Raw genomic sequence first — 26,009 nt, forward strand, 5'->3', positions numbered from 1 at the left:
CAAGCCAATCGACCAGGAGTGCAGCACAATCAACCAATCGAGCAAGCCAATCAACCAAGCCTGCACACCAATCCGACCCGACATGCCAATAAACATTCACCACTACCCTCCTCCTCAAACAAAAGCTATCACCTAAAATACTCTCTTGTATATATATTCATCTAAATGCTGAGTTGAGTCACCTCTTACTTTTTAGCTAAAATAGAATGGAGGAGGCGCTTACATGAAAAAAGACATATCAATTATAGGGGTTCCAATGGATCTTGGGCAGAGTCGACGTGGGGTGGATATGGGTCCGAGTGCTTTGCGCTATGCTGGGGCAATTGAAAAACTTGAAGAGTTAGAATTTAAAGTACATGATTTGGGGGACATTCCGATCAATAGGCCCTCGGCGGATCAGGCTAATCAGTCTAATAGTAATCTAAAAAATCTTGTTCAAGTGATTGAAGCAAATGAAAAGTTATCAGATATGGTAGATAAAGAAATAGAGTCGGGACGTTTTCCATTAGTTTTCGGTGGTGACCATAGTATTGCAATTGGGACTCTTGCTGGAATATCCAAGCACTACGAAAGCCTTGGTGTGATCTGGTATGACGCGCACGGTGATTTGAATTCAGAAGAAACTTCACCCTCTGGAAATATTCATGGCATGCCACTAGCAGTTAGCCTTGGTATAGGGGACGATCGCCTAACCAATATTTCTGCATATGAACCAAAAGTTAAGCCAGAGAATATTGTTATAATCGGAGCGAGGTCATTAGATCCTGGGGAAAAAGCGTTAATTCGCGAGAAAGGGATTAAAGTTTTTTCCATGCATGAAATAGATCGAATGGGAATGCCTGCTGTAATGGAGGAAGCCATCGAATATTTAAAAGAAAGAACAGATGGAGTGCATTTAAGTTTGGATCTGGATGGGTTGGATCCTTCAGAGGCTCCCGGAGTTGGTACGCCTGTAATTGGCGGCATGTCTTATCGGGAGAGTCATTTGGCAATGGAAATGCTTGCAGAAGCAGAATGCATTACATCTGCAGAATTTGTCGAAGTAAACCCAATTTTAGATGAGAAAAATAAGACAGCTGTCGCCGCAGTTGCCCTTATGGGTTCATTGTTTGGTGAGAAATTAAAATAGTGCTATATTACTAAAAAGACATTAAATCATTTATTGATTTAATGTCTTTTTACACTTTATAGTTAACACATTGATGTATGTAGGATGGTTTTTATTATTTTTTATTTTCGTATTCATTCATTAGTTGGTCTAGTTTTACACTGGAGGTAATTACAGCCTCTGAAGTTAGGGAGTGAGAGCGGCTTAACGAAAGCATCTCTTCACGACATTGCTCAATTTTTTGCAAAAGTGTTGAATTACTCACAAAACTTTCCTCCTATTTAGTATAATGTATAGTAAGAAACTACCCATTTCCCTGAAATCTTAAACCAAAAAAATTTTTTATCTTAAATTGAAACCTTTTTTACATAGAATCGTATGATAAATACCGCATGATTGGCGGAGGTACTTGTATGGAACAATTTATAACAGAGAAAATAAAAAAAGTGAAAAAAGGGGATCAATCTGCTTTTGAGGATGTTGTCTCATTTTTTCAAAGCAAGATCTATCAACATTGTTATCGCATGCTTGGTAATGCACACGAGGCAGAGGATATAGCACAAGAAGCTTTTATTCGAGCATATGTGAACATCCATTCTTTTGATGAAAAACGGAAATTTTCCACATGGCTTTATCGGATTGCAACAAATTTAACTATTGACCGAATCCGTAAACGTAAGCCGGATTATTACCTAGATGCGGAGATTAAAGGAACGGAAGGTTTAAACATGTACTCGCAATTGGCTGATCAAGGTCGTTTGCCTGGCGAAGAAGTTGAAGGTATGGAATTACAGCGCTATATACATCAGGAAATTTCAGAGCTACCTCCAAAGTATCGCAGTATTATCATATTGCGTTACCTAGAAGAGTTCTCCCTACAAGAAATCAGCGACATTCTGGATATTCCATTAGGAACCGTGAAGACCCGAATCCATCGAGGGAGAGAAGCTTTACGGAAAAAGCTTCGTCACGTGTAAAGGAGTGTGATTCACTTGAATTGTAATCATGAAGCGTCCTTATTAATGCATCAATATCTGGACGGGGATTTATCCAGTGAAGAAGAGAAAAAACTGCGGCTTCATCTGGAAGAATGTGAAGTCTGTCAAAAGCATTTCCGTGAGTTGAAGCGCACAATTACACTGCTTCAAAGTACGGAACATATAGAACCACCTGCGAATTTCACGGCTAATGTAATGAAGAGACTTCCAACAGAGAAGAAGCGAATGAAATACGGGCGGTGGTTTAAAGCGCACCCGATTATTACGGCAGCAGCCATTTTTTTAATTTTTATGATGAGCGGTGTCTTTTCGGCATGGAATCAGGATAGCGAGTTAGTGGTTTCCAAACAGGAGAATCTTGTTATTGAAGGGGATACAGTCATTGTACCTGAGGATGTCACCGTAGAAGGAGATCTCTTAGTCAAGAATGGGAACCTCGTGATAAAGGGGACCATTGATGGCAATGTTACCCTTATTAATGGCAAGCTTATCGAAAATCCGATTGAAAGTGAAGGGTTAATGGCTTCAGTTGGTGAGGTAAATGGGGAATTAAAGCTTGTTGATCAGGTCTTTGAGTGGATTTGGTACAACTTGAAAAATTTATTTAGAAGTATCTTTGCATTTTAAGTCAGTCTCAATCCCAAATTCTTTGAAAAAAGGTTTGGGTTTTTTTAATCCCGTTTGTTCAACTAACATCTGGTGAAGGGGGGAGATACCACACGCCAAATGAAGGTCCCCCTTATACTTTCTATGGCATATTTATTATGGGCTCCGATACACCTTTCCACACGTGTCCTAAAGCAAAGTATGTTATAATAGAAAGCGTTACTATCTATAGAACGGTGGAACGAATATGATATGTAAAAGGATGGATACATATGCTTGGTGAGGGATTCGATCTTTTACAACTCCTGAGGATAGGCGTAGACGTTGCTCTTGTCTGGTATATATTATATAAATTAATCATGCTCATCAGAGGGACAAAAGCAATCCAGCTATTAAAAGGAATTGCTGTTGTTTTGGCCGTATGGCTCTTAAGTATCGTTTTAGAACTTCAAACGATCCAATGGATTACCAACCAGGCCATAAGATGGGGGCTTATCGTTATAATAATATTATTCCAGCCAGAGCTTCGCCGAGCATTGGAGCAGCTAGGAAGAGGAAATATCTTTGGACGGGGGTCCCGCTCTGAAGAAGAAATTATTGAACAGAATATTGACGCAATCATCCAGTCCTGTGTCTATATGGCAAAGCGCCGCATTGGTGCCCTTATTTCGATTGAACGAGAAACAGGTATTGGGGATTATGCAGAGACAGGGATACCAATCGGGGGAAAGCTGACCCATCAGCTGCTAACAAATATTTTCACGCCTAACACCCCATTACATGACGGTGCGGTTATTATTAAAGGGGAAGAACTTGTTGCGGCTGCCTGTTATCTCCCGCTCTCTGAAAGTCCTTTTATCTCAAAAGAATTAGGGACAAGACATAGAGCGGCTATGGGAATTAGTGAAGTGACGGATGCCCTTACAATTGTCGTGTCTGAGGAAACTGGAAATATCTCTTGTACCAAAAACGGTGAGCTACATAGAGAATTGGACACGGATGAGCTACGTAAAATGTTGAGCGAGAATCTATCCTTAAATGTGAAAACCTCTGAGAAGAAGTCTTGGAAATGGAGGGGGAAAAAGAATGGATAACTGGTTCAGAAGTAAGTGGTTTGTTCGCGTGATTTCCCTGGCGTTAGCAGTTTTGCTATATGTGTTTGTTAATGTAGAAACGAACAGGCCAACAGCTAATGACCCCACCTTCCCAAGTCAATCAGACGACACTCAGACTATAACGGATGTACCTGTTGAAATAAGAATTGATTCTGAGAATTATGTCGTAAGTGGAGTGCCTGAGAATGTGACAGTTACCATGCAAGGATCTCCCGGCATTATAACGCCAGTTCTTACAAACCGAAATTTTGAAGTCTTTGTTGATCTGGAAGGCTATGAAGCAGGAGAGCATAGGGTGGAGATTCAGCATACAATTTCTCCAGATATCGATGCCTATATTGAGCCGAAGCAAGTTGACGTCGTAATAGAAGAGAAGGCTACAGAGGAGTTTAATGTAGCTGTAGACTTTTTAAATGAGAACCAGCTCGCGCAAGGTTATGAGCTGGGCGACTACGAAGTTCAACCGAATACCGTTACTATTTCGAGTGCAAAAAGTGTTATTGACAGAATCGGTATTGTAAAAGTCTATGTAGATTTAGCGGGGCTTGATCGTTCAGTAGACAGTAGGGAAGTACCTGTGAATGTATATGATAGCCAGGGTAACCCATTAGATGTAAATGTCGAACCTCAAAATGTAGTCGTCTCAGCGAATATTGATAACCCGAGTAAGACAGTACCGTTGAGTGTAGAAACAACTGGTGAACTCCCAGATGGCTATTCACTTACGTCCATTTCTCCAAATGTTGAGGAAGTCGAAGTGTTTGCCCGTAATAGCGTTCTTGAAGGCCTTGAAGCAGTTAACACAGAAGAAATTGATTTATCAGATATAACAGAGTCTGGTACCATTGAGGCGGCTCTTACATTACCAGATGGGGCAAGCGTCGCAAATAATGAAACAGTCGAAGTTTCTGTTGAGTTATCCCAAACCGAAACATTGGAAGCAATGCCAATTGAGCTTGAAGGTTTAGGGGACGAGCTTGATGCGACCTTCCTGGAACCAGAGAATGCCGAGATGAATATTACGATTAGTGGAAACCAGACAGATATAAGTGATGTAAATGAAGAGGATTTCCGACTTGCCGTTGATTTGAGTGAGCTTGAACCAGGTGAACATGAGGTTCCAATCTCAGTTGAAGGGCCAGAAGGAATAGAAATAGAGCCTGAATTTGAACAAGCTACGATAGAGATTATTGAAGCTACAGAGCCTCAGGAATAAAACAGTCTACGTACGGTAGATTTGGATACAAAGGAGAGAAATGATATGGGAAAATATTTTGGAACAGATGGTGTCCGCGGTGTTGCAAACGAAGGTCTTACGCCAGAACTTGCTTTTAAACTAGGACGTTTTGGCGGATATGTCTTAACAAAAGATACTCAACGTCCTAAAGTTATTATTGGGAGAGACACCCGTATTTCCGGGCACATGTTGGAAGGCGCTTTGCTTGCGGGATTACTTTCCATCGGTGCAGAAGTAATGCGTCTTGGAGTTATTTCCACGCCTGGTGTTGCCTTTCTAACAAAAGCAACAAGCTCACAAGCTGGTGTCATGATTTCAGCTTCCCATAACCCAGTAGAAGACAACGGGATTAAATTTTTCGGTCCAGATGGTTTTAAACTGACTGATGATCAGGAAAACGAAATTGAAGCTTTAATTGATGGAGAGGATGAGCTTCCTCGCCCTATTGGTGGAAATATTGGAACGGTCAATGACTATTTTGAAGGTGGTCAAAAGTACTTATCATACTTGAAAGATACGGTAGATAATGATTTTGACGGACTGAAAATTGCCGTTGATTGTGCACATGGCTCCACGTCCAGTTTAGCAACCCATTTATTCGCTGATCTTGAAGCCGATATCTATTCAATTGGTTCATCTCCTGATGGGTTAAATATTAACGATGGCGTTGGTTCTACTCACCCTGAAACACTTCAGCAGTTTGTTTTGGATAAAGGGGCAGACATTGGCCTTGCTTTTGATGGTGACGGAGACCGATTAATCGCTGTGGATGAAAAAGGTAATATTGTCGACGGAGATCAAATCATGTTCATCTGTGCCAAGCATATGAAGGAAAAAGGTAGCCTTCGTCACAATACGGTTGTATCAACTGTAATGAGTAACATCGGTTTTTATAAGGCATTGGAAGAAAACGAGATGCGCAGTGATAAGACATCTGTAGGAGATCGTTATGTAATGGAAGAAATGCGTAGAGGCGGCTATAACCTTGGTGGTGAGCAGTCTGGCCATATTATTTTCCTTGATTACATAACGACTGGTGATGGAATGCTTTCAGCCCTTCAACTAGTTAATGTCTTGAAGGAAACGGGCAAAAAGCTTTCAGAACTAGCGAGTGAGATGACTATTTTCCCACAGGTTCTAAAAAACGTTCGCGTAACCGACAAAAATGAAGCATTAACCAATAGCCGTATTTTAAGTGAAATTGAAGCGGTAGAACAGGAACTGGGTGAGGACGGCCGCGTGTTAGTACGTCCTTCAGGAACAGAGCCACTTGTTCGCGTAATGGTAGAAGCTCCAACCAAGGACGATTGTGAGAAATACGTTAACCGCGTTGCTGATTTAATTGAAAGCCTTCTTGGTTTGGAAAAGTAATATAGGAAGCCGCTCTTGTTAAAGGAGCGGCTTTAATTCTAAGGTATAATAACTGAATATTTAGTTTTATAAACAGCATTATAAAGAGGAAAGAAGGGTAACTATCTCAGCCTTCAGTCGGAGTTAACAACCATCTACAGGCTGTTTATACGATATGATGCCAATGCTATGCTAGAGCTACAAACCAAATCCTATCGAATCGTCGCTAAATACGTTATAATGGCAAGAGATAAAATTTTCTAACATTAATGTGTAAGCTACTAATTTAAAGGGGGCAATACAAGAATGAAATTTCCTAAACCAACAGTTGAACAGTTTTTTAGAACGTATGTAATTACTAATTTCACAGTCAGCAGTGACGAGCAACGGCTTTTATTCAGCTCTAATCTAAATGGCAAAGTGAACATCTGGGGAATGGATTTACCCGACAACTTCCCGTACTTATTCGCACACAACGATGAATCAGTTAGCTTTTTAAAGTTTGATCCAGAAGGGCGTTATGTGCTTGCTGGGTACGATAAAGATGGAGATGAGAACCACCAAATTTACGCTCTTCCACCAACTGGGGGGCTACCACAGCCACTTGTAACAGGTGACCCTGAAGAAAAGTACTTTTTTGCACACTTAAGCGATGATGGTAATCGTCTGTATTATATGACTTCAGAAGGGAATCCATCGTTTTTGAATGCACGTGTACGTAATTTGGAGGATGGTACGGATAAGCTATTAAATGAAGGGGAAACATCCCCAACCAATTTGGCAGCAGTTTCTGATGATGAACAGGCGTTTGTCTATGTGCGTTCATTTGCTAATACGTATGTGACAGGGTTTGTTAAAGTCGGTGAAGACATCAACTATTTAACGCCAGACCCAGAAAAAGTGCATGTTGTTTTCGATCCGGTTTTCGTTGACGACAACACAATCTATTTTGTAACAGACTATGAAAGTGAATATAGCTATGTTGCAAAATATGAAATAAAAGAAAAAACCTTCTCCAGCGTTTTTAGCATTGAAGGTGAAAGTGTAGAAACATTAAAATGGCATAAAGAAAGCAATAGCTTCTACCTTGCTGCAGAAAAGGGAGTTGTCGATGTTCTTTATCGCTATGACCTAGAGTCTGATAAGGTTGAAACTTTAACTACTCCAATTGATGTTATTGACAAGCTGCAAGTAACCAAATCAGGTAATGTATATTTATTGGGAAGAAGTGCTACCATCCCACCAAATATTTTCAAGACAGAAAATGGAAGTGACTGGGAACAGTTAACCAATAACAGTGTGCTTGGGGTAAGCAGTACGGATATGGTGGAGCCGGAAGTAGTTTCCTATAAATCCTTCGACGGCATGGAAATCGAAGCATTATTATTCAAAGCCCTGCCGGAAAACGATAATGGCTATACCATTTTCTGGCCGCATGGTGGTCCACAGGCTTCTGAGCGTAAAATGTTCCGCTCCATGTTCCAATGTTTACTAAATCGCGGCTACACGATTTTCGCACCGAACTTCCGCGGGAGCACAGGCTATGGCTCTTCCTTTGTGAAGCTAGTTGAACAGGATTGGGGAGAAGGCCCTCGTCTGGACAATGTTGCTGGTATTGAGTGGTTATTTGAAAACAACTACGCAGATAAAGATAAATTATTCCTCGTTGGGGGTAGCTATGGTGGTTACATGTCACTGCTTCTTCACGGACGTCACGCAGAATATTTCAGAGCGGTAGTGGATATCTTTGGGCCATCTGATCTGTTTACCTTTGTTAATTCTGTACCACCACACTGGAAGCCGATCATGGATCGTTGGTTAGGAGACCCTGAACGCGATAAAGAACGTTTTATAAAAGATTCTCCAGTAACGTACCTTGATGGCATGACAAAGCCAATGCTTGTTATCCAGGGCGCGAAGGATCCACGAGTTGTAAAAGAAGAATCAGACCAAATCGTTGCCAAGCTTGAAGGTGAAGGCCGCGATGTAGAATACCTTGTTCTAGAAGATGAAGGACACGGCTTCTCTAAAAAAGAAAATGAAATTAAAGTATATAGTAGGATGCTTGATTTCTTGGAGAAGCACCAATAGGATAAGAATTAGTAGAAAAGCAGTACAAAGGGCAGACCTTTGTACTGCTTTTTTTAGTAGAACATTGTAGCGTTTCGTGGTTGATTGAGTGGAGGTGTCTTGGTTGATGGAGAGCGTTGTGTGGTTGATTGAGTGGAGCTCTTGGTTGATGGAGAGCGTTGTGTGGTTGATAGAACTGCTCACTTGGTCGATAGGAGAGCACTCCTGGTCGGTAGGAGAGCATCCCTGGTTGATTGGACGGCTTGCTTGGTCGATAGAAGAGCGCCCCTGGTTGATAGGACGTCCTGCTTGGTTGATAAGAGAGCACCCTTGGTTGATAGGACAGCTCCCTTGGTTGATAGAAGAGCACCCCGGGTTGATAGGACATCCATCCTGGTTGAATGACCACAACCACAGCTCCTGGGCGATAGAAATGCACTCCTAAACAAGCCCCTCAACCATCGCCACCCCAGTCATAATTGCCCACCTCACCGAGTAAACTAAACTAAAGACGTCTAGGAGGGTGAGCAAAATGAAAAGGGTGTTTCGACCATTCTGGAGCTTTGATATCAAAAAAACCGAAAGCTGGCTGAACAGTATGGCGCAAGATGGCTACAATCTGGTCAATCTCCGTACAGTAACCAGCTTATTCATATTTGAAAAGCAAGACAGCTATAACTCTGAACCACTCTATCACCACGTGGCCTACGAAAAATCAGATAAAAACCCACTCTCACCTCCATTAGAAAGAGATGGGTGGGAATTGGCAATGCAGATAAGCAACTGGTCTATACTACGTACCACTAAACCTGCAAGGGAGCGAAAAAGCTTCCCGGTCCGCGAAGGATTAATTAAAAGAAACCGAAGCCTGCTTTATCTTTTTGGTGGTATGACAGTATACACTTCATTAACTACAATCTTATTCCTGTTGCTTAGCGGATTAACCTTGTTTCAAAATAGGATGCTAACCATTGAAGCAAATCCATTCTGGCTCGTAACATTAACCCTTGCCATATTGCTTTGGGCCATCGCTCCGTACTGTACGGTTTACCTTTACAAAGGCAACAAGCGATTTTTATAAATCCCCGTTACCGATAAGATGCAAGCGGGCCTTCAAAATAAATTATTTGTGAAAGTCTAATGTCTAATGTGTAACGAACGATCCTCGACATTGATTTGAATATGATCAACAGCAACTCCCGCGTTAATTCCCTCAATTCTACCGGCTGTTGTCATCAATGCTATGTGCTGCCCTTGATGCCTGCTTAAATGCTGAACAAATACTGGGTCAAGCTGTGTCATATAAGCAGTAGGCTGTGGCACAGCTTGGACTGGATAGATTTTTGTGTGGGCAGCAGGCATTTGATTGACATAACCAGGCCGGTCAATAGGATTCTGTTCCATATTCATATTTGACCCATCCCCATGATGCATGTTTATCATCCCCCCGGGAGAAACGCATTTTTACTTAGCCTATGCAGCCTAAGCAAATGATGTTCATTCTGTCTTATTGAGTGATGAGGCCAAAATGAACAGGACACAAAGCTGTCGCATATAATACAGCACACCTCAGAAAAACATTGACTTCCAAGAAGTAGAAAGGTTAAAATGTGGTGTACCCATTTTAAAAGGGGTATTTTGAAACAGAAAGGAGCCTAGTAGTTAAAAAAGAACGACAAAGCGCCAGGACTATATTCCGAACGGTGAGGAATAATAGTTGACGAGGTCGGAGGTTATCGAAAATTCGGCGGATGCCTCCCGGTTGTACATCCCAATCGTTATGCTTTTTCTTAAAACAATGAGGTAACTTATTGGACAAAGGAAAAAGGAACAGGATAACAACAACAAACACGAGAAAGGGGCAGTAAAACGCTCCTCTATAACAAGAATATTGGTCTGTTTATCTGCCCCTTTTACGTAAAAGGAGGCCCACTTATTATGTGTGGAATTGTAGGATATATTGGACAAAATGATACAAAAGACGTTTTATTAAATGGACTAGAAAAGCTGGAGTACCGCGGATATGACTCTGCCGGTATTGCTGTACTAAACGATGAAGGAATTAATCTCTTTAAAGTAAAAGGTCGTATTGCTGCGCTTCGTGAGCGCGTAGATAGCTCTGTTCATGCAACAATGGGAATTGGCCATACGCGCTGGGCGACACATGGAGTGCCAAGTGAAGACAATGCACATCCACATCGCAGCACGTCTGGAAGATTTACCCTTGTTCATAATGGTGTTATTGAGAACTACCAAGAAATTAAAAAGGAATACCTTCAAGATGTAAACTTTGTTAGTGAAACAGATACAGAAGTTATTGTACAGCTTATTGAAAAGCTTTTTGCTGAAACAGGAAGCACGATTGAAGCTTTCCGTAAAGCAATGGAACTTTTGAAAGGCTCTTATGCGATCGGTCTAATTGATAATCAAGATGAAGATACACTATACGTGTCTAAAAATAAAAGCCCACTTCTTGTAGGTCTGGGTGATGGCTTTAATGTGGTTGCTAGTGATGCAATGGCGACATTGAAGGTAACGGAGCAGTATGTGGAAATTCATGACAAAGAAATTGTTCTAGTTAAACGTAATAGTGTTGAGCTACAAAAGCTTGATGGAACAGTAGTGGAACGCAGCCCATACACAGCTCATATCGATGCAAGTGACATTGAAAAAGGGACGTACCCTCATTTCATGTTAAAGGAAATTGATGAGCAGCCTTTCGTGATGCGCCGAATCATTAAAGAATACCAAACAGATGACACGAAGCTGAAGCTTGATGCAGATGTACGCCAGGCAATGAAAGCTTGTGACCGCATTTATATCATTGCTGCGGGTACGAGTTATCATGCAGGACTTGTTGGAAAAGAGTTCATTGAAAAGCTTGCGAACATCCCGGTTGAGGTTCATATTGCAAGTGAGTTCTCTTACAACATGCCATTACTATCTGAAAAACCACTCTTTATCTTTATTTCCCAAAGTGGTGAAACAGCGGATAGTCGTGCCGTATTAGTTAGAATTAAAGAAATGGGACATCCAGCACTTACAATTACTAACGTGCCAGGATCCACTCTTTCTCGTGAAGCAGATTACACATTAAATTTATATGCTGGCCCTGAAATTGCGGTAGCATCTACAAAGGCATATACTGCACAAATTGCGGTATTAGCTATCCTTGCTGTAGACACAGCACAGGCTAAAGGACTTGAGCTGGACTTTGATCCAATGCAGGAACTTGCGATTGTTGCAAACGCAATGGAAGTTTTAACAGATCAGAAAGAAGCCATTGAAGAGCTTGTTCGCGATAATCTTGGAACAACTAGAAATGCTTTCTTTATCGGTCGTAGCACAGACTACCATGTATGCCAGGAAGGCGCACTTAAATTAAAAGAAATTTCCTATATTCAAGCAGAAGGCTTTGCCGGTGGAGAATTGAAACATGGTACCATCGCTTTAATTGAAGAAGGTACACCTGTTATTGCCATCGCAACACAGGAAAATGTAAACTTGTCCATCCGCGGAAACGTGCAGGAAGTAGCTGCTCGTGGAGCAAACACAATGGTATTCAGTATGAAGGGACTTGAGCAGGATACAGATGCATTCGTTATCCCGCATGTCCATGAATTGCTAACGCCACTAGCAAGTGTTGTACCAATGCAATTACTGGCATACTACGCAGCACTACACCGTGACTGTGATGTGGATAAACCACGTAACCTTGCTAAGAGTGTGACAGTGGAGTAGTTAGGCGTATTGATTTAGTAACGAGTGTTGATTTAAAATAAAGTCGTACCGTTTGCAAAAAAGATGTACCGTTTAAAATAAAGTTATACCGTTTATAAAAAAGTTGCACTGTTTTGCCCCTTTGGATATGATTGTCTAAAGGGGTGTTTTTGTGTCGAAAAGAAAAAGAACATCTAAAGTCGATAAGTGGATTAAAGAAGGCCGTGGAACTGGTAGTGGGGTAGAATATAAGCCATGGCTAAAAATTCAAGACATTTCCTCATTAGGTCGGTCAACGAGATTAAAAGGAATAAAAACCAACAGACAACATGAATTTTTATCGGACTTGGAACGAAACTATTTTTACATATCTGAATTTTCTGATGCTATCTTAGATATTCGCGAGCAGTTTCCATTATTACCTCAAGAGGAAACGATTGTTATTGCAGATGAGCTTGGAATTAATCATCCAGCTGATCCAAAAACAGGCGATCCTATTGTGATGACTACGGATTTTCTATTGACAGTTGGTAAAGGACAAAATGTGTTTGAAGTAGCTCGTACAATCAAAATGAAGGACGAATTACTGAAGGAACGTGTACTTGAAAAGTTTGAGATTGAACGAGAGTATTGGAAACGGAAGGATATAGACTGGAGCATTGTTACAGAGGAAGAGATTCCTAAAACAATGGCACGAAACATTAGCTACATACATGATTATTATGATATTCGAGATTATGATGTGTTCGAGCAAATGAGTTCACAACATATTGAAGATATATCCTTATCATTAATGCAAAGGTTATTAAATAATAAACATAGTATCCGTACAATTACGAATGAATTTGATACCGATACCCATTTACCTTTTGGTAGTGGTGTAACACTTTTTTATCATTTAATTGCTCAAAAAATAATAGCGATAGATATGCTTAATCCACTTAGTTTAGAACAACAGATTGATATTAAATCCATTGATGAAAGCAGGCTGAAGAAGGTGAAATTCGGATGATTTATATTAATCAAGTGCTTCAATATGTAAAGGATTCAAAACGGATTCGAGTTGTTGAAATAGAAGAATCTTATGTATTTATTGTAGATATTGATGCACACACATCTATGGCTAAAAAAGAGCTTTATGCTACATTAGCTACAGAAATCGAACAAAAAGTATTATTAGTAATCCCAGATCCTTTTGCAAGAGTTGTAATCGATAGTGACTTAACAGAAGTACAAATTCAAAAGCGCGAAAATGATTGGGAAGCTATTCAACTATACTGTTTGGAACATATGAAAGTACTCTTTCAAAAAAGTGGCAGGGAGAAGAAGATAAAGGAAATTGCAGAAGAATTAAAAGTCACTCCTACTAAGGTAAAAAAGCTACTTAGTCGTTTTTGGCAGCGAGGTATGACAAAAAATGCGATGCTCCCCGACTACTCGAATTCGGGAGGAAAGGGTAAAACAAAAACTTTAAATAAATCAAAGGTAGGTCGTCCTCGAAGGGTTCTCAGTAATGAATACCAGACAGGTATTAATATTACGGATGAAGTAAAAGTTCAATTTGAACATGCAATTAAAAAGTATTACCGAGCTACAAATAACTATTCGTTAAAAGACGTTTATAATTTCGTTCTTCGTGACTTTTATTCTGACCGCTATAAGGAAAACGGTGAACTGAAATACCGTATCTGGGATGCTACACGACTCCCTTCATACCATCAGTTTTACTACTGGTTTAAAAAGCTTGAAGATCCGAAAAAAGATATCCAGTTTCGTAAAAGTACGAAGGAATATGAATTGAAATATCGCCCTATTCTAGGCGATGCTAAATCGGAAACAAATGGTCCTGGTACTAGATTTCAAATTGATGCAACCATTGCAGATATTTATTTAGTTAGTTCGCTTGATGTAAATAAAGTAATTGGTCGACCAGTTATTTATGCGGTACTTGATGTGTATTCACGTATTATTACTGGTCTTTATGTGGGACTAGAAGGCCCATCATGGATTGGTGCAATGATGGCTTTAGATAATATGGTCGCAGACAAAGTAGAATTTTGTAAGCAATGTGGAATAGATATTACACCCGAGCAATGGCCAACACATCATTTGCCTGAAATTATAATTGCTGACAGGGGCGAATTTGAAGGATATTCGATAGACAACTTAATTAATAATCTTAATATTAAAATAGAGAATACCACGGCTTATCGTGGGGATTTGAAAGGAATTGTTGAACGGAAGTTCCGTACTTTTAATGGGAAGGTGAAGCAAAAAGCACCGGGAGCAATTCAAAAGGAATATAGAGAACGTGGTGATCAGGATTATCGCTTAAATGCCACACTGAATTTAAAGGAATTTACGTCCATTATTATTACAATGGCGCTACATCATAACCAAAAGGTAATTGATAAATATCCTGTTGAAAAAGAAATGGTCGCTGCAGGATTAGTACCAACGCCGATTAATTTATGGAATTGGGGTATTCAAAACCGCAAGGGAAGGCTTAGAACAGTTGATAGAAATATTCTTCGCCTGAACGTGCTTCCGCGTGGAAAAGCGACAATTTCAAGGGCTGGTATCAAGTTTAAAAATCTTCTATATGGTTCCCAACGAGCGATTGAGGAACATTTGTATTTTGCAAGAGAAAACCTGATAAAAATGCAAAAGAAATACGAGAACTTTGCCAGCCCAATTTTTATGATGGGTAATTAGATAGTGCGTGTGTGACACGATAACTGTCACCAGTAAAACTTAGAACATGCGCATGATGAATCACGCGATCCACCAATGCAGCTGTTAGTCTTGCATCGACGAAGATTCGATTCCATTGGCTGAACTCCAGGTTGGAAGTGATGATGAGACTTTTCTGTTCGTACCAGTCTGTAACCAGCTGAAACAGTAGCTCAGCCCCGTTTTTACTGAATGGGATATATCCCATTTCGTCTAGGATAATGAGGCCCACTTTCTTGAATCTGTTCCTGAAGCTCTGCAATTTACCTTCACTCCATGCCTTTTCCAGCTGATCCACCAGATCTGCTACCCGATAAAAACGCACGTCATAGCCTTGTCGGCATGCTTTCCGTCCTAATCCTGTGGCAATGTGTGTTTTGCCGGTACCAGGGGAACCTGTCAGAATGACATTTTCTTTCCGGTCAATGAATTTCAAGCCTTCGAGGCTTTCACGATTGATCTGTGGTGGAAATTTCACCTGTGATCCCCATTGGAAATGGTCTAACTCCTTATCATTTATAAATCTAGCTTTCTTTATAAGTCGTTCCCCCTTTGCTGTATCGCGGAGTTGGAATTCCTGCTGGAATAAGGTCTCCAGATACTGAGTGGGGTTCTCGAAAGGCACCTTTTCATAAATATCTGCCACATAGGCCAAACGAAGTGATTTGCACATTTCTTTTAATCGATCACTCATGAATAGTCACCGCCCCTTCAGCTACAGGGTTCGTTGGACGCAGAGAGTCATAAATATTCCAGTTCACTTCATAGGGATGAGGGTCAGATTCTAAAGTTGAATTGTCCTTTGAAGGAAGCAATTCATAAAATAGTTCATTAATTTCATTCATACTATAGGTGACAATCTGACTCATTAACCATTCTATTCGATCCTTCTGGATCGCCTGGGATTCGATACTTAAATAATTAGCTATTCTTCCGGGCAAGTAGGGGAAGTACCTAGAGTGAGACACGGAGCGTGGCTTCCTTCTCCACATCCCCAATACGAATAACCATGGCAATTCACGAGATTTATTCATGTAAGGTCGTGGACCTTCACCCAACACCTCACCGTTCGGTGAGACCACCTTGTAGGAATCCCAATAAGTAATCAAGTACACTTGGCTATAATGGTAACTGGTAGGAATATGGATGGCTGTACCATCAATAAGGACCTCTCCATATTTATTGGCTGATACCGTTTCCTTCTTGAATACCGGGTAATCATTTTCCGGCAAAGCTAAGCAATACTTTTTCTCTTCCTTGATAAGGTCCTGTATCGGCTCTCCTTTTTTATAATGTTTGCGTTTATGATCCTCCCTTGACTTCTGTGTTAACATTTCCTGTAAGTGATCTAGGTCTCGGATTACTGGAGAAGGAGTAAAGAAGTTATATCTTACATAGCCAACTTTATTCTCGACATGGCCTTTCTCATTCCCCTTTCTTGCATTGCATGCCTGAGGTTCAAAACCATAATGACTTGCGAACTTCAGGAAGGATTCTGTGAATATCGTATCTCCATGTTTTCCTCTTGCCCTTACTACGGCGGCAGCCAGGTTATCAATCCGTAACTTTCGGGGGACACGCCCAAACTGTGTAAATAATGCTTTCAACCCAACCAGAAAACATTGCTGATTCTCCCCCGGAAGGGGGACAGTGTAACCTCCATTACTGTATGGAAGACTCATGATCAGACAGTGAATGTCTTTCGCTTTACCGTCCTGAATGACTTCCGTTGTGCCAAAATCAATCTGCGCTTCAGCTGGAGGATGGGTCAATCGGTCAAATTCCTCCTTGATTGTTTCGCCATCTTCCATGCGTTTTTCCCGCCACTCTGCAATATAGTTACACACAGTTCGGTAAGATCCGGGAAAGTGGAGTTTCTTTAACTGTTGGTAGATGATTTTGTTATTACGTCGTAACTTCTTTTTTAAAGCGTGATCTTCCAACAACCAATCAGAAACAATCTCTCCCCATTTTCCCTCGTACATCATTCCTCCCTTTTTAGAAAAGTTTTCCGAAGGAAGTTGGTCCTCATCAGCATATTTTTTTACCGTTTCCCAACTGAACCCTGTTCTTCTTGATATTTCGTTGATTGATAATGATTTCTCATTTCTCATTTTTTTGATATGATTAACTTCAGGCATTGCCAGCATCCTTTCAATCCCTCCACCATTATTTGATTCGTCATCATTAACGGTAGGGTTTTTTGATTAGGCTGGCAAGCCTTTTTTCTTTGCTTTTAAGAATTGCAGGGTTCTAAGATTTTCTTTGCAATTCTCACTACTTTTATTTTGCACTATACAACATTGGTATTTGAAGTTGAAAAATAAGAGCGTAGAAGTTGTTTATGATCCACGCCATATTGAAAAAATCTATATTCCTCATGATAACGGAATGGACTTTGAGACTTGTATTTTATTAGAACCTAGTCAGCAATATAAAGGTGATTTCTTAGAGGAAATTGTATTTCAACATCAACTTCGGAATGAACTAGAAGAAGTAGAACGTACAAATCAAATTCAATTAACAGTAAATACAGATGCAACAATGGAAGAAATAATAAAAAAAGCTGTGAAGAACAAAAAAGAATCTTTCAACCAACCAACAAGTAAAAAAGCAAAAATTGCTTCTATTCGAGACAATAAGGATGTTGAAAAACAATTAAACCGTGAAACTGACAAATTTGATTTATCACCTAAAAAGGTTAGTGAGGAAACTGAAGTAATCGATTTCACTACAAAAGAGAGGATTGATGATACACCACCAAAGAAATCACCCTCACGCCTAATGCAAAAATTAAAGAAAAAGCGAGATGAGGAATTTGGGAAAAACAAATGACATGGTTGTTTTAAAAGGAGAATTTGAGAAAGGCGTTTATAAGGAACAACCTTTAAGTGAATATGCCAATAATCCTTTTATCGAGGCTCTTCCACCGATTTTAAGTGAGGATGTTGTGCTAGAACGATTTATGGTGACCCCACGGATTAGTGATCAAGATAAGTTAAGTGAATCCAATATTCGTTATCACGTATTAAAACGTGTGAGGAACTTTATTCAGCCATTACCGATTCATTTTGAGGTAGAGCGTCGATTATCAACGTTGATTCGCAGAGGCTACTTAGCAAGAAATCCATTAGATTCTACATTTCTAGAGCGAGTTCGTGTATTACATGAATTGCGTGAAGAAGAGGAGATTGCACATAAGCATATCAAGGAGCGTTTAAATTATATTCGCTCTACAGCTGATAGCTTATCTATTATAGGTATCTCTGGTATCGGCAAAACCACTGCAATTGAACGCTTGCTGCTCATGTATCCGCAAGTCATCAAACATGAAACTTACGGAGGACAACCTTTTAACCGTACACAAATTGTTTGGCTTAAAATTGACTGTCCATATGACGGTAGCTTATCAACGCTCTGTAAAAGCTTTTTCAAGGCAATTGATGACCTACTTGGTACGCGTTATTTAGAAAAGTATGGTTATTTGAATCGAGTGACATCGACAATGCTTTTGCATATGACATCATTAGCAAGTATGTATGGTATCGGTGTATTAGTCATTGATGAAATACAGCACTTACTACATTCTAAAAATGATCAGGAAGAAATGTTGAATTTTTTTGTAACGCTGTCTAATACAGTTGGCATTCCCACGGTCTTAATTGGGACTTCTAAGGCACAAAAACTTTTTAAAGGGAATTTCAGACAGGCAAGACGGGCAGCAAGCGATGGAGCAATTATTTGGGATCGTATGGCGGAAGATAGTGAGGAATGGGAATTATTCCTTGAAACACTTTGGGAATTACAGTGCTTAAAAACCCATTCTGATCTTACTGAGCAGGCAAAGAAGGCATTTTACTATGAATGCCAAGGGATTACTGCTCTTGCTGTAAACCTCTTTATTTTAGTGCAAGAACGAGCATTATTTGATGAGGATAATCCAAATGAAACCATTACACCACAAGTAATAAAAAAGACTGCTAAAGAAGATATGCAAACGATTCAACCAATGATGACGGCTATTCGAACCAATAATTTAGCTGATATGATGAAATATGAAGATATTATGATCAACCTGGATGAGGTAATGCTCAACCATAAGCGAAATACAGAAATTACAGGGCGTATTCAAGATGCGTTTAAAGAACGACAAAATACAATCCAGTATAAACGGCAAGACACGATTGAAAACTTACGTGTTGAGGTAGCTGCCCTTGGTATTTTTGATAGATTGAAAGATAAAGACATTAAAAAGTTGACAAAAAATATAGTTGAAGAAAGTCCACTTGATACTGACTTTCACCAGCTTAAATCGGATGTGATTCAGCAGGGAATTGCATTAAATCAACAAAAGAAGGAACAAAAAACGAAAGCTAAAACGAAAAATGCGGATGTACTACCATTATTAACGCTAAGAAAGCGAGCATTGGACAAAAAGCAACATCCCCATGAGTTATTGAAGGCAAATGGGTACATTAAAAATCCTTTGGAGGAATTCTATTAGGAGTGAGTTTGAATGCTGCCATTCTTTACGGATCCATATCCAGATGAATTAATTTATTCAGCGATTGCCCGTTATCACTTTTACAGTGGAAATATTGATTACAAAGATTCATTGGAAGAAGTGTTTGAAAGTCGCTCTGTGATCCCGAGTGTAGAGATTGGTAGCCATTTTTATGCTTTGTCTCAACAAATGGGAAATCATTATTCAATAGGGAATTTATTGGCGAAACACACTATTTATCCGTTTTATGCTCCGTTCCTTGCTAAACATCGACAACACGAGGTAATGCTTGATGTTCAAGGTGATGGAAAGGGTCTTTATACAAGGATTGGTATGGTTGCAGGGGGTATTTGCAAGAAAGATGTATTATACTACTGTCCACAATGCGCCCGTGCTGATATTGATAAATATGGTGAACCATACATACATCGGGAACACCAATTACAAGGTATAGACTTGTGCGCACACCATTATTTACAACTAAGAAAATACCCGGTTGAGTTTAACGAGCAAAGTCGAATCAAGTTTATCCGGTTTGAGGCAAAAAGAATGAATTTTTCAGCTTTGCAGGAAGTGAAGTCTCCATATTATTTTGATACCCAAGTAAAGCTAGCAAAAATGGCATATCAATTATTAAATATTGATATTGAGGCATTCTCACGTGAAGATGTCTTTAAAATGTATCGATTGCTTCTTAGGGAAAAGAATTTAATTACTACATCGAATCAAGTAAGGCAAAAGGGATTATTTGAAGCCTTTCAAGCAAAGTTCTCTAAAGGGTTTTTGAAAAAGTACGAGTCTGAGTTAAATGAGGAAAACGAATACAATTGGCTAAAGGTACTAACCCGCAATGAAAAGCGTCATGTGCATCCTTTGCGTCATTTATTCTTCCTATATTTTTTAGGTAAAGATGTAGAAGGGCTTTTACATGTTAAAGAAGATGTAGGTCCATTTGGTAAAGGTCCGTGGCCATGCCTGAATAAGGCTGCTGAACATTACAAGCAACTGGTAATCCAACCCGTGGATATTACAAGGGATTATAAATCATCTGCCCCTATTGGTACGTTTGAGTGTTCGTGTGGTTTTGTTTATGCCAGAAAGGGTCCCGATAAATCCAGAGAGGAAATATATCGCATTGGCCGAGTAAAAGCGTTTGGAGATACGTGGAAGGCAAAATTACAAGACTTAGCAAGCAAGGAAGACTTGAGTATTAGGGCAATGGCTAAAATGCTTGGGGTAGATTCTAAGACGGTGAAAAAGTATTTATCTAAGGATGGACAAAAAGAAAAAGCTGAAAGTAAAGTGAGCCCTCAAATGTTACAGCAATACCGGAGCAAACTGCTGGAAGGAATGCAACAATTTCCTAACGATTCCAGAACACAAATAAGGGAGCTCTTTCAAAAGGAATATATTTATCTGTATCGCCATGATAGGAATTGGCTATTGAAACAATTACCCAGAAGATGTGAAGAGGCACATGCCAATAATACAATTGTTGATTGGTCTGCACGGGATGCAGATTATTGCGCAAAAATAAAACAGCTACATAACGAGTTGATGGCATTGGAAAAGCCTGTCCGGATAACAAATTCTCTTATCGGAAAACGTTTAGGAATCTTATCTAATTTAGAGAAGCACCTTAACAAACTGCCTAAGACTAAGAAACTCTTAGGAAACATCACAGAATCGGTTTCGCAATTTCAAATTCGACGTTGTTGTAAAATCATAGACTGCATGATTCAAGAGGAAGAACCGGTAGTATTGTGGAAAGTCCAGCGCATAGGTGCTGTTAAATCGTATCATCTTCATGAAATAAAACCGCATTTAGAGGCGTACATAGACATGAAAATAGGAAGTGGTTAATGATGAGTGCAAAACAAGTTAAAATTAAATGGCCGTTCGTAAAAGGAGAGAATGCAAGACTAATTTGGATTGGTGATCCTATTCGTTATGATAATAAAATAATGCTGTATGCGTATTTGCGCTCAAAGGGGGTTACAAAGAAAATACTACTGGACTGGGGTACGTTACCATGTTTGGCTATCCAACATTATTATATTAACGGTGTAATCACAGCAAGTCAGCCTCCCCAGGGTGCGCAAGAAGTAGATATTACTATTTATCCTAATCGAGTGCAGTATTATGAAAAGCCATGGAACATTTATGGAAGTACTGATCTAGCAATTTCTCGTAGTTTCATATTCTTCTTTGATGGCAAGAATGTCATTCTGCCAGTTATTGAAGTGTTGCGCAGTATATTAGCACCGAACGGATTTCTTTTACATCGTTTGTTTGAATCCAATTCATTTCCGCAGTTTTTCACTGAAACATATGAACCAAACAAAATTCATCTTAGCTTCTCATCACTATATGAGATGAAATACACAAAAACGCCATTCATCTATCAATTGGTGTGGCTATTAACCAATCGTGATTTACGTCAAGTCTATGAAAGCCTTGCATTCACATGGTTGCAGGAACGGATATTGAAGTTTGAATGGAATTTCACACAACCAATCACAGTAACTGCCCGTGTAAAGGAGAAAGATAATACATGGACGGTTTTACAAATTGTGAATGTAAAGAACAAGCATATTCCATATGAAAATATCTCGATCTCACATCCGGAAATTCAAGATAAAGAGCAGTCAAAAGAGGCAAAAAAATATACATACCATTCTATAAATAAATACGGGGATGAGGAAGGTTTTACGTTAGATGAACAAGTAGATGGATCTACGGAGGATTTTGATTTAGTGCAGATGAATCAATTGAGTCATGAATATACCTCAGTCCCTAGAGTCAAACGGATCAAACGTGAGTTTGCCAAACAACGTTTGGAAGAGGATGAAAATACAAAGAGGTACTATGGTGAGAGTAATTCCATTCGCTCTACAGCAGATAGTGGTGGACAGCAGTTGGCTAGGGGATTGGAACATCAAATGCTGCATGAAGTTAAGACTCAGGGGGAGTTGAAGGACTTTATAAATGTCTTAAAAGTATTGGAACAATATCCAGAGGTAAAAACAATTCAGGCATTTACTGATGTGTTACCAGAAGGCATGGGGGAAAGGAAATATACAAAGTTAAGTGATGGTATTACAAAAAGAAGTTATGTAATTGCTGAAGTATTTATGATAAATGACAATCGTTTCAATGTTATTGAGGTTGAGCGTGAACACCGTCCACTATCAACGATTATTTTAACATCTAATTCCGAACAAAATTGGGGTATGATATATAACTATTTGCTTGTGAACCTTGTTAATGCTTGTGGAACATGGAATAGTAAGTTTCTAAAATCCATTGAAACAAAAGGAATTGGTGTTACAAAGGCAAAGCATAGCAGTAAAGGGGTTCGTCATAGAGCAAAAATTTTGCTAAGCAAACTTTTGTGACTGTTGGGGATATTTTTAACATAAAATTAGTCTATTAAATTAAAATAGCTTCATTCAAATGGGGCTATTGACTATAACTCAAGTTGGAATTAAAGTGTCGAAAATATTTTTTCAAACAAGGGGGAAGATTAATGTCCAAGGCATTAAGAGAGTATAAACAATTTCTAAAGAAATACACAGGGGATTTGTCTAATTACGAAATGAAATTGGCCAGTATTATTTTAGACAATTTTACTTCTATTGAAAAATCTAGTAGCTCTGGGGGAAGAAGAGGTAAACTTATCGCTAGTTTAGTAACCGAACATGGTGATTCAGTCGATGGGCAGTTTTCATTAGATGAAACATCTGAAGCAATAACTGAAGATCAAATCAATCGTCTTTCGAAATTAACTGTAAAAAACTTCAGGGGGTTCTCTGATGAGCATATTTTTGAATTTAAGAACCCCTATACTTTTGTTTATGGTCCTAATGGAAGTGGAAAATCGAGTTTTTGTGAAGCCCTCGAATATGCACTTTTAGGGACAATTCATGAGGCAGATGCAAAGCGAATTGGCCTTGATACATATATTAAGAATGCATATACAGGACGATCGGAACTACCTGTTTTAAAAGGAGTAAATTCCGAGGATTGTGAAATTGATGTAAAACCAATGCCCCAAGTTAATGAATTTTGCTTTATAGAAAGAAACCGTATAGAAGGGTTTGCCCGAGTCTCCGCTAATACACCACAGGCTCAGCAACAACGACTTGCTGCTTTATTTGGATTAGAGGATTTTAATACCTTTGTTGCGAATTTTAATGAACGGTTTGATAATTATCTTGATTGTGAAGGAAAGCTTGCAAAGAAACTTTCTGAAGAAGAGAAGAAAATCGAATTACATAAACAAAATTTAGAAACTCTGCCTCAAAAAAGAGAAGAGGTACAGCAACAGACAGATGAATTACTTAGCAAGTATACTGATGTTAATACTTTAGAAGAATTAAAAGAAAAATTATCAGGAACGGAAGAAGCAGAGGGACTTATACAAAAAAATAATGCACACATTGCGAGTTTAGGGAATTTAAAAAATATACCGGACCCTGGTATTGAAAAGTTGATGGAAAGTACCCAACGTGTAGACTCACTAATAAAAGAGCGTAATGAGGCAATGGCATCTTTACAGGATTATAAAGACCAAATACCTTTAAAAGATCTGTATACCGCTATTTTACAAAATAAAGATAAATTTCAAGATGTTTGTCCAGCGTGTGAATCAGAGTTATATATAGACGGGAACCTTGCAGTTCCTTTAAACCCTTATTCCCATGCCTCTAAGAAAGTACAAGAATTTGAGATAGCTATAAAACTTGAAACACGAGTAACTCAAATAGATAAGCAGGTACCTAAAGAACTCACGTTTCTTGAAACCAAACTCACGCAAATTTTAACGATTGTAGAATCAATAGAATTCCCAAAAAAAGATACCATTGACGCTTTAAATCAACAGATATTGGATGCCAAGGAAGATGGACAAAATTTAAGTGATGCAATAGCAACGACTATCTATTATTTTGATGTTTTTAATGATTTTAAAAAACATCTGATTATTTACAACAAAAAAGTCACGGAAGCTGAGGATGAAATTCAAAAACTAAAAGCAGAAAATAGACGATTAGACGAAGTTCTAGAAGAGATATCAAGAATTCGGACAAGAATAGAATCTATTAATGAAGGTGAAAAGAAGGCAATTGAAGCTGTGGAGGAATTTACCCAGGACAACAAAGAATTAATTAAGCAGGTTGAAAAGGAAAAGCTGTTAGTAGCACGTAATTGCCAATATCATGATGCATATGTTTCACTAAAAGCCCGTTTAATAGAATATAACCGTCAGTTACCATCTGTATTGGCATCTAACTTGAATGCTAAAACAATGGAGTTCTATAACGCAATCAACAGATATGATCATCCATATGATCTTTTGGAAGGTGTCAATCTTCCTTCTAATTCCGGCGAAAAGATAGAAATCCGCTTTAAAAATGGAGGAAACTTAGATGCATTACATGTTTTGAGTGAGGGGCATATAAGGTGCTTGGGTTTATCCATCCTCTTAGCTAAGAATGTACAGGACAATTTGCCAGTAGTAATATTTGATGATGTGGTAAACGCAATTGACGATGAACACAGGCGAGGAATTATCGAAACTATATTGGAGAATGACTATATAAAGGATAAGCAACTTATTATTACTACCCATGGAGAAGAATTTGTAAAACAGTTAGAAAATAATATTCCTAAAAAGGATTATACAGAAAAGGTAACACGAATAGACTTTCTTAAAACTGATGAACCCAAAAAAATTACAGTAAAATTAGATCTGCCACGAAATTATTTAGTTCTTGCTCAACAAAGGTTAGATGAAGGTCAACATCGTGATAGCTTAGCGAACGGGAGGAGGTCACTTGAAAGCTTAATCAATAAACTTTGGAAACAGTTAGCCAAAAAATATAACGTTCAATTAAGTGTACCAATGCGTTCTCCTGGGAGGGCATCGGAATTAATGTCAACTGCTCAAGCACTAAGAAAGTTTATTTCCAAGAATAATATAGATGGATATGAGAATGTAGTTTCATCGTTAAACGTTTTGTTGGGAATGGAGAACAAGCATCCTTTCGAATGGAACTACCTTAATAAGGGAACACACGAAGAGGAAAGAACGGAGGAATTTGACAGAACAGTTGTCAAAGAAATGATAGAGTTATTAGAACAAATCGATGATACTATAATGAATAGGTAGACTGATTGAATCCAAAAAATTATGTAACCAGAAATTCACAAACCTTAGATATGAACTTTGATTGGTGATCTTAATCATCAAAATTATCCCCTTTTTATTTTTTACATTTATTGTAAGTTGATACTCGCCAGTGTGACAAGATTGATAAAACTTTTGACTTTTGGTAACAAGCTGGTTACAATAATATGTGTATATATAAATTTTAAATTATTTAAGGAGGATTATTAAAAAATGACACATGCTATGAGACTTCGTTTCCCAACTTTGAACCAGTAATTAAATACGTTCAAAGGCTCTGTTTGTGTATGCAGAGTAAATGGGATAAGTCTGTCGTTTTTTAATAACCTTTCATTTCGTATAAAATATATAATGTAAGGAAAGGTGGATTTTTCTGCC

Annotated in this window: 20 protein-coding genes and 2 pseudogenes; 18 read left to right on the forward strand and 4 right to left on the reverse strand. The window is 38.9% G+C overall.

The features are described from left to right. The first annotated feature begins 223 nt into the window (after positions 1-223). Positions 224-1,129 (forward strand): arginase, encoded by a 906-nt coding sequence (rocF, locus tag LG273_RS01240; RefSeq protein ID WP_379563726.1) that lies wholly within the window; start codon positions 224-226, stop codon positions 1,127-1,129. A gap of 94 nt (positions 1,130-1,223) precedes the next feature. Here the strand turns inward: rocF and LG273_RS01245 are convergent, their stop codons facing one another. Next, a complete protein-coding gene (locus tag LG273_RS01245; protein WP_379563724.1) occupies positions 1,224-1,373 on the reverse strand; it encodes a Spo0E family sporulation regulatory protein-aspartic acid phosphatase in 150 nt (49 codons plus the stop codon). Positions 1,374-1,521: 148 nt separating this feature from the next. On the opposite strand from LG273_RS01245, the gene sigW reads away from it, so the two are divergent. The 8 genes from sigW to LG273_RS01285 all read left to right on the forward strand — a co-directional run bounded on the left by sigW (position 1,522) and on the right by LG273_RS01285 (position 9,565). Further along, positions 1,522-2,085 carry an RNA polymerase sigma factor SigW gene (gene sigW / locus LG273_RS01250; protein WP_379563722.1) on the forward strand — a complete coding sequence of 188 codons (564 nt, stop codon included), beginning with the start codon at positions 1,522-1,524 and terminating at the stop codon, positions 2,083-2,085. A gap of 15 nt (positions 2,086-2,100) precedes the next feature. Continuing rightward, entirely contained in the window at positions 2,101-2,733 is a 633-nt protein-coding gene (locus LG273_RS01255; RefSeq protein ID WP_379563721.1) for a zf-HC2 domain-containing protein, read from the forward strand. Between the two features lie 251 nt (positions 2,734-2,984). Then, the gene (gene cdaA, locus LG273_RS01260) at positions 2,985-3,806 is read left to right on the forward strand and encodes a diadenylate cyclase CdaA (RefSeq protein ID WP_379563720.1); all 822 of its coding nucleotides are present in this window, start codon (positions 2,985-2,987) and stop codon (positions 3,804-3,806) included. Beyond that, positions 3,799-5,043, forward strand: coding sequence for a YbbR-like domain-containing protein (locus LG273_RS01265; RefSeq protein WP_379563719.1), 1,245 nt, complete (start codon positions 3,799-3,801; stop codon positions 5,041-5,043). The genes cdaA and LG273_RS01265 overlap by 8 nt, the downstream gene beginning before the upstream one ends. Before the next feature lie 45 nt (positions 5,044-5,088). Beyond that, positions 5,089-6,435 (forward strand): phosphoglucosamine mutase, encoded by a 1,347-nt coding sequence (glmM, locus tag LG273_RS01270; RefSeq protein ID WP_379563718.1) that lies wholly within the window; start codon positions 5,089-5,091, stop codon positions 6,433-6,435. Between the two features lie 285 nt (positions 6,436-6,720). Further along, entirely contained in the window at positions 6,721-8,505 is a 1,785-nt protein-coding gene (locus LG273_RS01275; RefSeq protein WP_379563716.1) for a S9 family peptidase, read from the forward strand. 103 nt (positions 8,506-8,608) lie between these two features. Next, positions 8,609-8,929 carry a hypothetical protein gene (locus LG273_RS01280; RefSeq protein ID WP_404457133.1) on the forward strand — a complete coding sequence of 107 codons (321 nt, stop codon included), beginning with the start codon at positions 8,609-8,611 and terminating at the stop codon, positions 8,927-8,929. 87 nt (positions 8,930-9,016) lie between these two features. Beyond that, positions 9,017-9,565: a DUF2812 domain-containing protein gene (locus LG273_RS01285; protein WP_404457135.1), complete on the forward strand. Its 549-nt coding sequence runs from the start codon at positions 9,017-9,019 to the stop codon at positions 9,563-9,565. 56 nt (positions 9,566-9,621) lie between these two features. Here the strand turns inward: LG273_RS01285 and LG273_RS01290 are convergent, their stop codons facing one another. Further along, positions 9,622-9,918 (reverse strand): DUF2642 domain-containing protein, encoded by a 297-nt coding sequence (locus tag LG273_RS01290; RefSeq protein ID WP_404457136.1) that lies wholly within the window; start codon positions 9,916-9,918, stop codon positions 9,622-9,624. A 504-nt stretch (positions 9,919-10,422) separates the two neighbouring features. On the opposite strand from LG273_RS01290, the gene glmS reads away from it, so the two are divergent. The 3 genes and pseudogenes from glmS to LG273_RS01305 form a co-directional block, all read left to right on the forward strand. After that, on the forward strand, positions 10,423-12,225 hold the full coding sequence (gene glmS, locus LG273_RS01295) for a glutamine--fructose-6-phosphate transaminase (isomerizing) (protein WP_404457138.1): 1,803 nt from the start codon (positions 10,423-10,425) through the stop codon (positions 12,223-12,225). Positions 12,226-12,376: 151 nt separating this feature from the next. Beyond that, entirely contained in the window at positions 12,377-13,216 is an 840-nt protein-coding gene (locus tag LG273_RS01300) for a TnsA endonuclease N-terminal domain-containing protein (protein ID WP_404457139.1), read from the forward strand. Then, a pseudogene (locus LG273_RS01305) lies at positions 13,213-14,856 on the forward strand (transposase); the annotation flags it as partial. The gene LG273_RS01300 and the pseudogene LG273_RS01305, both read left to right, overlap by 4 nt. Before the next feature lie 46 nt (positions 14,857-14,902). Here the strand turns inward: LG273_RS01305 and istB are convergent. Both istB and istA read right to left on the reverse strand, forming a co-directional pair. Beyond that, the gene (gene istB / locus LG273_RS01310; protein WP_404457087.1) at positions 14,903-15,631 is read right to left on the reverse strand and encodes an IS21-like element helper ATPase IstB; all 729 of its coding nucleotides are present in this window, start codon (positions 15,629-15,631) and stop codon (positions 14,903-14,905) included. Then, on the reverse strand, positions 15,624-17,087 hold the full coding sequence (istA, locus tag LG273_RS01315; RefSeq protein ID WP_404457089.1) for an IS21 family transposase: 1,464 nt from the start codon (positions 17,085-17,087) through the stop codon (positions 15,624-15,626). Before istA ends, istB begins: the two co-directional genes overlap by 8 nt. 151 nt (positions 17,088-17,238) lie before the next feature. Between istA and LG273_RS01320 the strand changes: the two are divergent. From LG273_RS01320 to LG273_RS01345, 6 genes and pseudogenes are all read left to right on the forward strand, one after another. After that, positions 17,239-17,772, forward strand: a pseudogene (locus LG273_RS01320) (transposase); the annotation flags it as partial. Further along, positions 17,747-19,441: an ATP-binding protein gene (locus LG273_RS01325; protein WP_404457141.1), complete on the forward strand. Its 1,695-nt coding sequence runs from the start codon at positions 17,747-17,749 to the stop codon at positions 19,439-19,441. The pseudogene LG273_RS01320 and the gene LG273_RS01325, both read left to right, overlap by 26 nt. A gap of 12 nt (positions 19,442-19,453) precedes the next feature. After that, positions 19,454-21,304, forward strand: a complete 1,851-nt coding sequence (locus LG273_RS01330; protein ID WP_404457143.1) for a TnsD family transposase — start codon at positions 19,454-19,456, stop codon at positions 21,302-21,304. Between the two features lie 2 nt (positions 21,305-21,306). After that, on the forward strand, positions 21,307-22,839 hold the full coding sequence (locus LG273_RS01335; RefSeq protein WP_404457145.1) for a Tn7-like element transposition protein TnsE: 1,533 nt from the start codon (positions 21,307-21,309) through the stop codon (positions 22,837-22,839). A 131-nt stretch (positions 22,840-22,970) separates the two neighbouring features. Then, a complete protein-coding gene (locus tag LG273_RS01340; protein ID WP_404457147.1) occupies positions 22,971-25,613 on the forward strand; it encodes an AAA family ATPase in 2,643 nt (880 codons plus the stop codon). A 231-nt stretch (positions 25,614-25,844) separates the two neighbouring features. Further along, a complete protein-coding gene (locus tag LG273_RS01345; protein WP_142301762.1) occupies positions 25,845-25,889 on the forward strand; it encodes an erythromycin resistance leader peptide in 45 nt (14 codons plus the stop codon). Positions 25,890-26,009 lie beyond the last annotated feature (120 nt).

Origin of the sequence: Oceanobacillus kapialis (assembly GCF_044790185.1) — a bacterium.
Taxonomy (GTDB): Bacteria; Bacillota; Bacilli; order Bacillales; family Amphibacillaceae; genus Oceanobacillus_B; species Oceanobacillus_B kapialis.

Excerpts from the sequence above, each read along its gene's own strand:
- rocF (WP_379563726.1), top strand. The coding sequence starts at position 224 with ATGAAAAAAGACATATCAATTATAGGGGTTCCAATGGATCTTGGGCAG.
- sigW (WP_379563722.1), top strand. The coding sequence starts at position 1,522 with ATGGAACAATTTATAACAGAGAAAATAAAAAAAGTGAAAAAAGGGGAT.
- cdaA (WP_379563720.1), top strand. The coding sequence starts at position 2,985 with ATGCTTGGTGAGGGATTCGATCTTTTACAACTCCTGAGGATAGGCGTA.
- LG273_RS01265 (WP_379563719.1), top strand. The coding sequence starts at position 3,799 with ATGGATAACTGGTTCAGAAGTAAGTGGTTTGTTCGCGTGATTTCCCTG.
- glmM (WP_379563718.1), top strand. The coding sequence starts at position 5,089 with ATGGGAAAATATTTTGGAACAGATGGTGTCCGCGGTGTTGCAAACGAA.
- LG273_RS01275 (WP_379563716.1), top strand. The coding sequence starts at position 6,721 with ATGAAATTTCCTAAACCAACAGTTGAACAGTTTTTTAGAACGTATGTA.
- LG273_RS01285 (WP_404457135.1), top strand. The coding sequence starts at position 9,017 with ATGAAAAGGGTGTTTCGACCATTCTGGAGCTTTGATATCAAAAAAACC.
- LG273_RS01290 (WP_404457136.1), bottom strand. The coding sequence starts at position 9,918 with ATGCATCATGGGGATGGGTCAAATATGAATATGGAACAGAATCCTATT.
- glmS (WP_404457138.1), top strand. The coding sequence starts at position 10,423 with ATGTGTGGAATTGTAGGATATATTGGACAAAATGATACAAAAGACGTT.
- istB (WP_404457087.1), bottom strand. The coding sequence starts at position 15,631 with ATGAGTGATCGATTAAAAGAAATGTGCAAATCACTTCGTTTGGCCTAT.
- istA (WP_404457089.1), bottom strand. The coding sequence starts at position 17,087 with ATGCTGGCAATGCCTGAAGTTAATCATATCAAAAAAATGAGAAATGAG.
- LG273_RS01325 (WP_404457141.1), top strand. The coding sequence starts at position 17,747 with ATGAGGAATTTGGGAAAAACAAATGACATGGTTGTTTTAAAAGGAGAA.
- LG273_RS01330 (WP_404457143.1), top strand. The coding sequence starts at position 19,454 with ATGCTGCCATTCTTTACGGATCCATATCCAGATGAATTAATTTATTCA.
- LG273_RS01335 (WP_404457145.1), top strand. The coding sequence starts at position 21,307 with ATGAGTGCAAAACAAGTTAAAATTAAATGGCCGTTCGTAAAAGGAGAG.
- LG273_RS01340 (WP_404457147.1), top strand. The coding sequence starts at position 22,971 with ATGTCCAAGGCATTAAGAGAGTATAAACAATTTCTAAAGAAATACACA.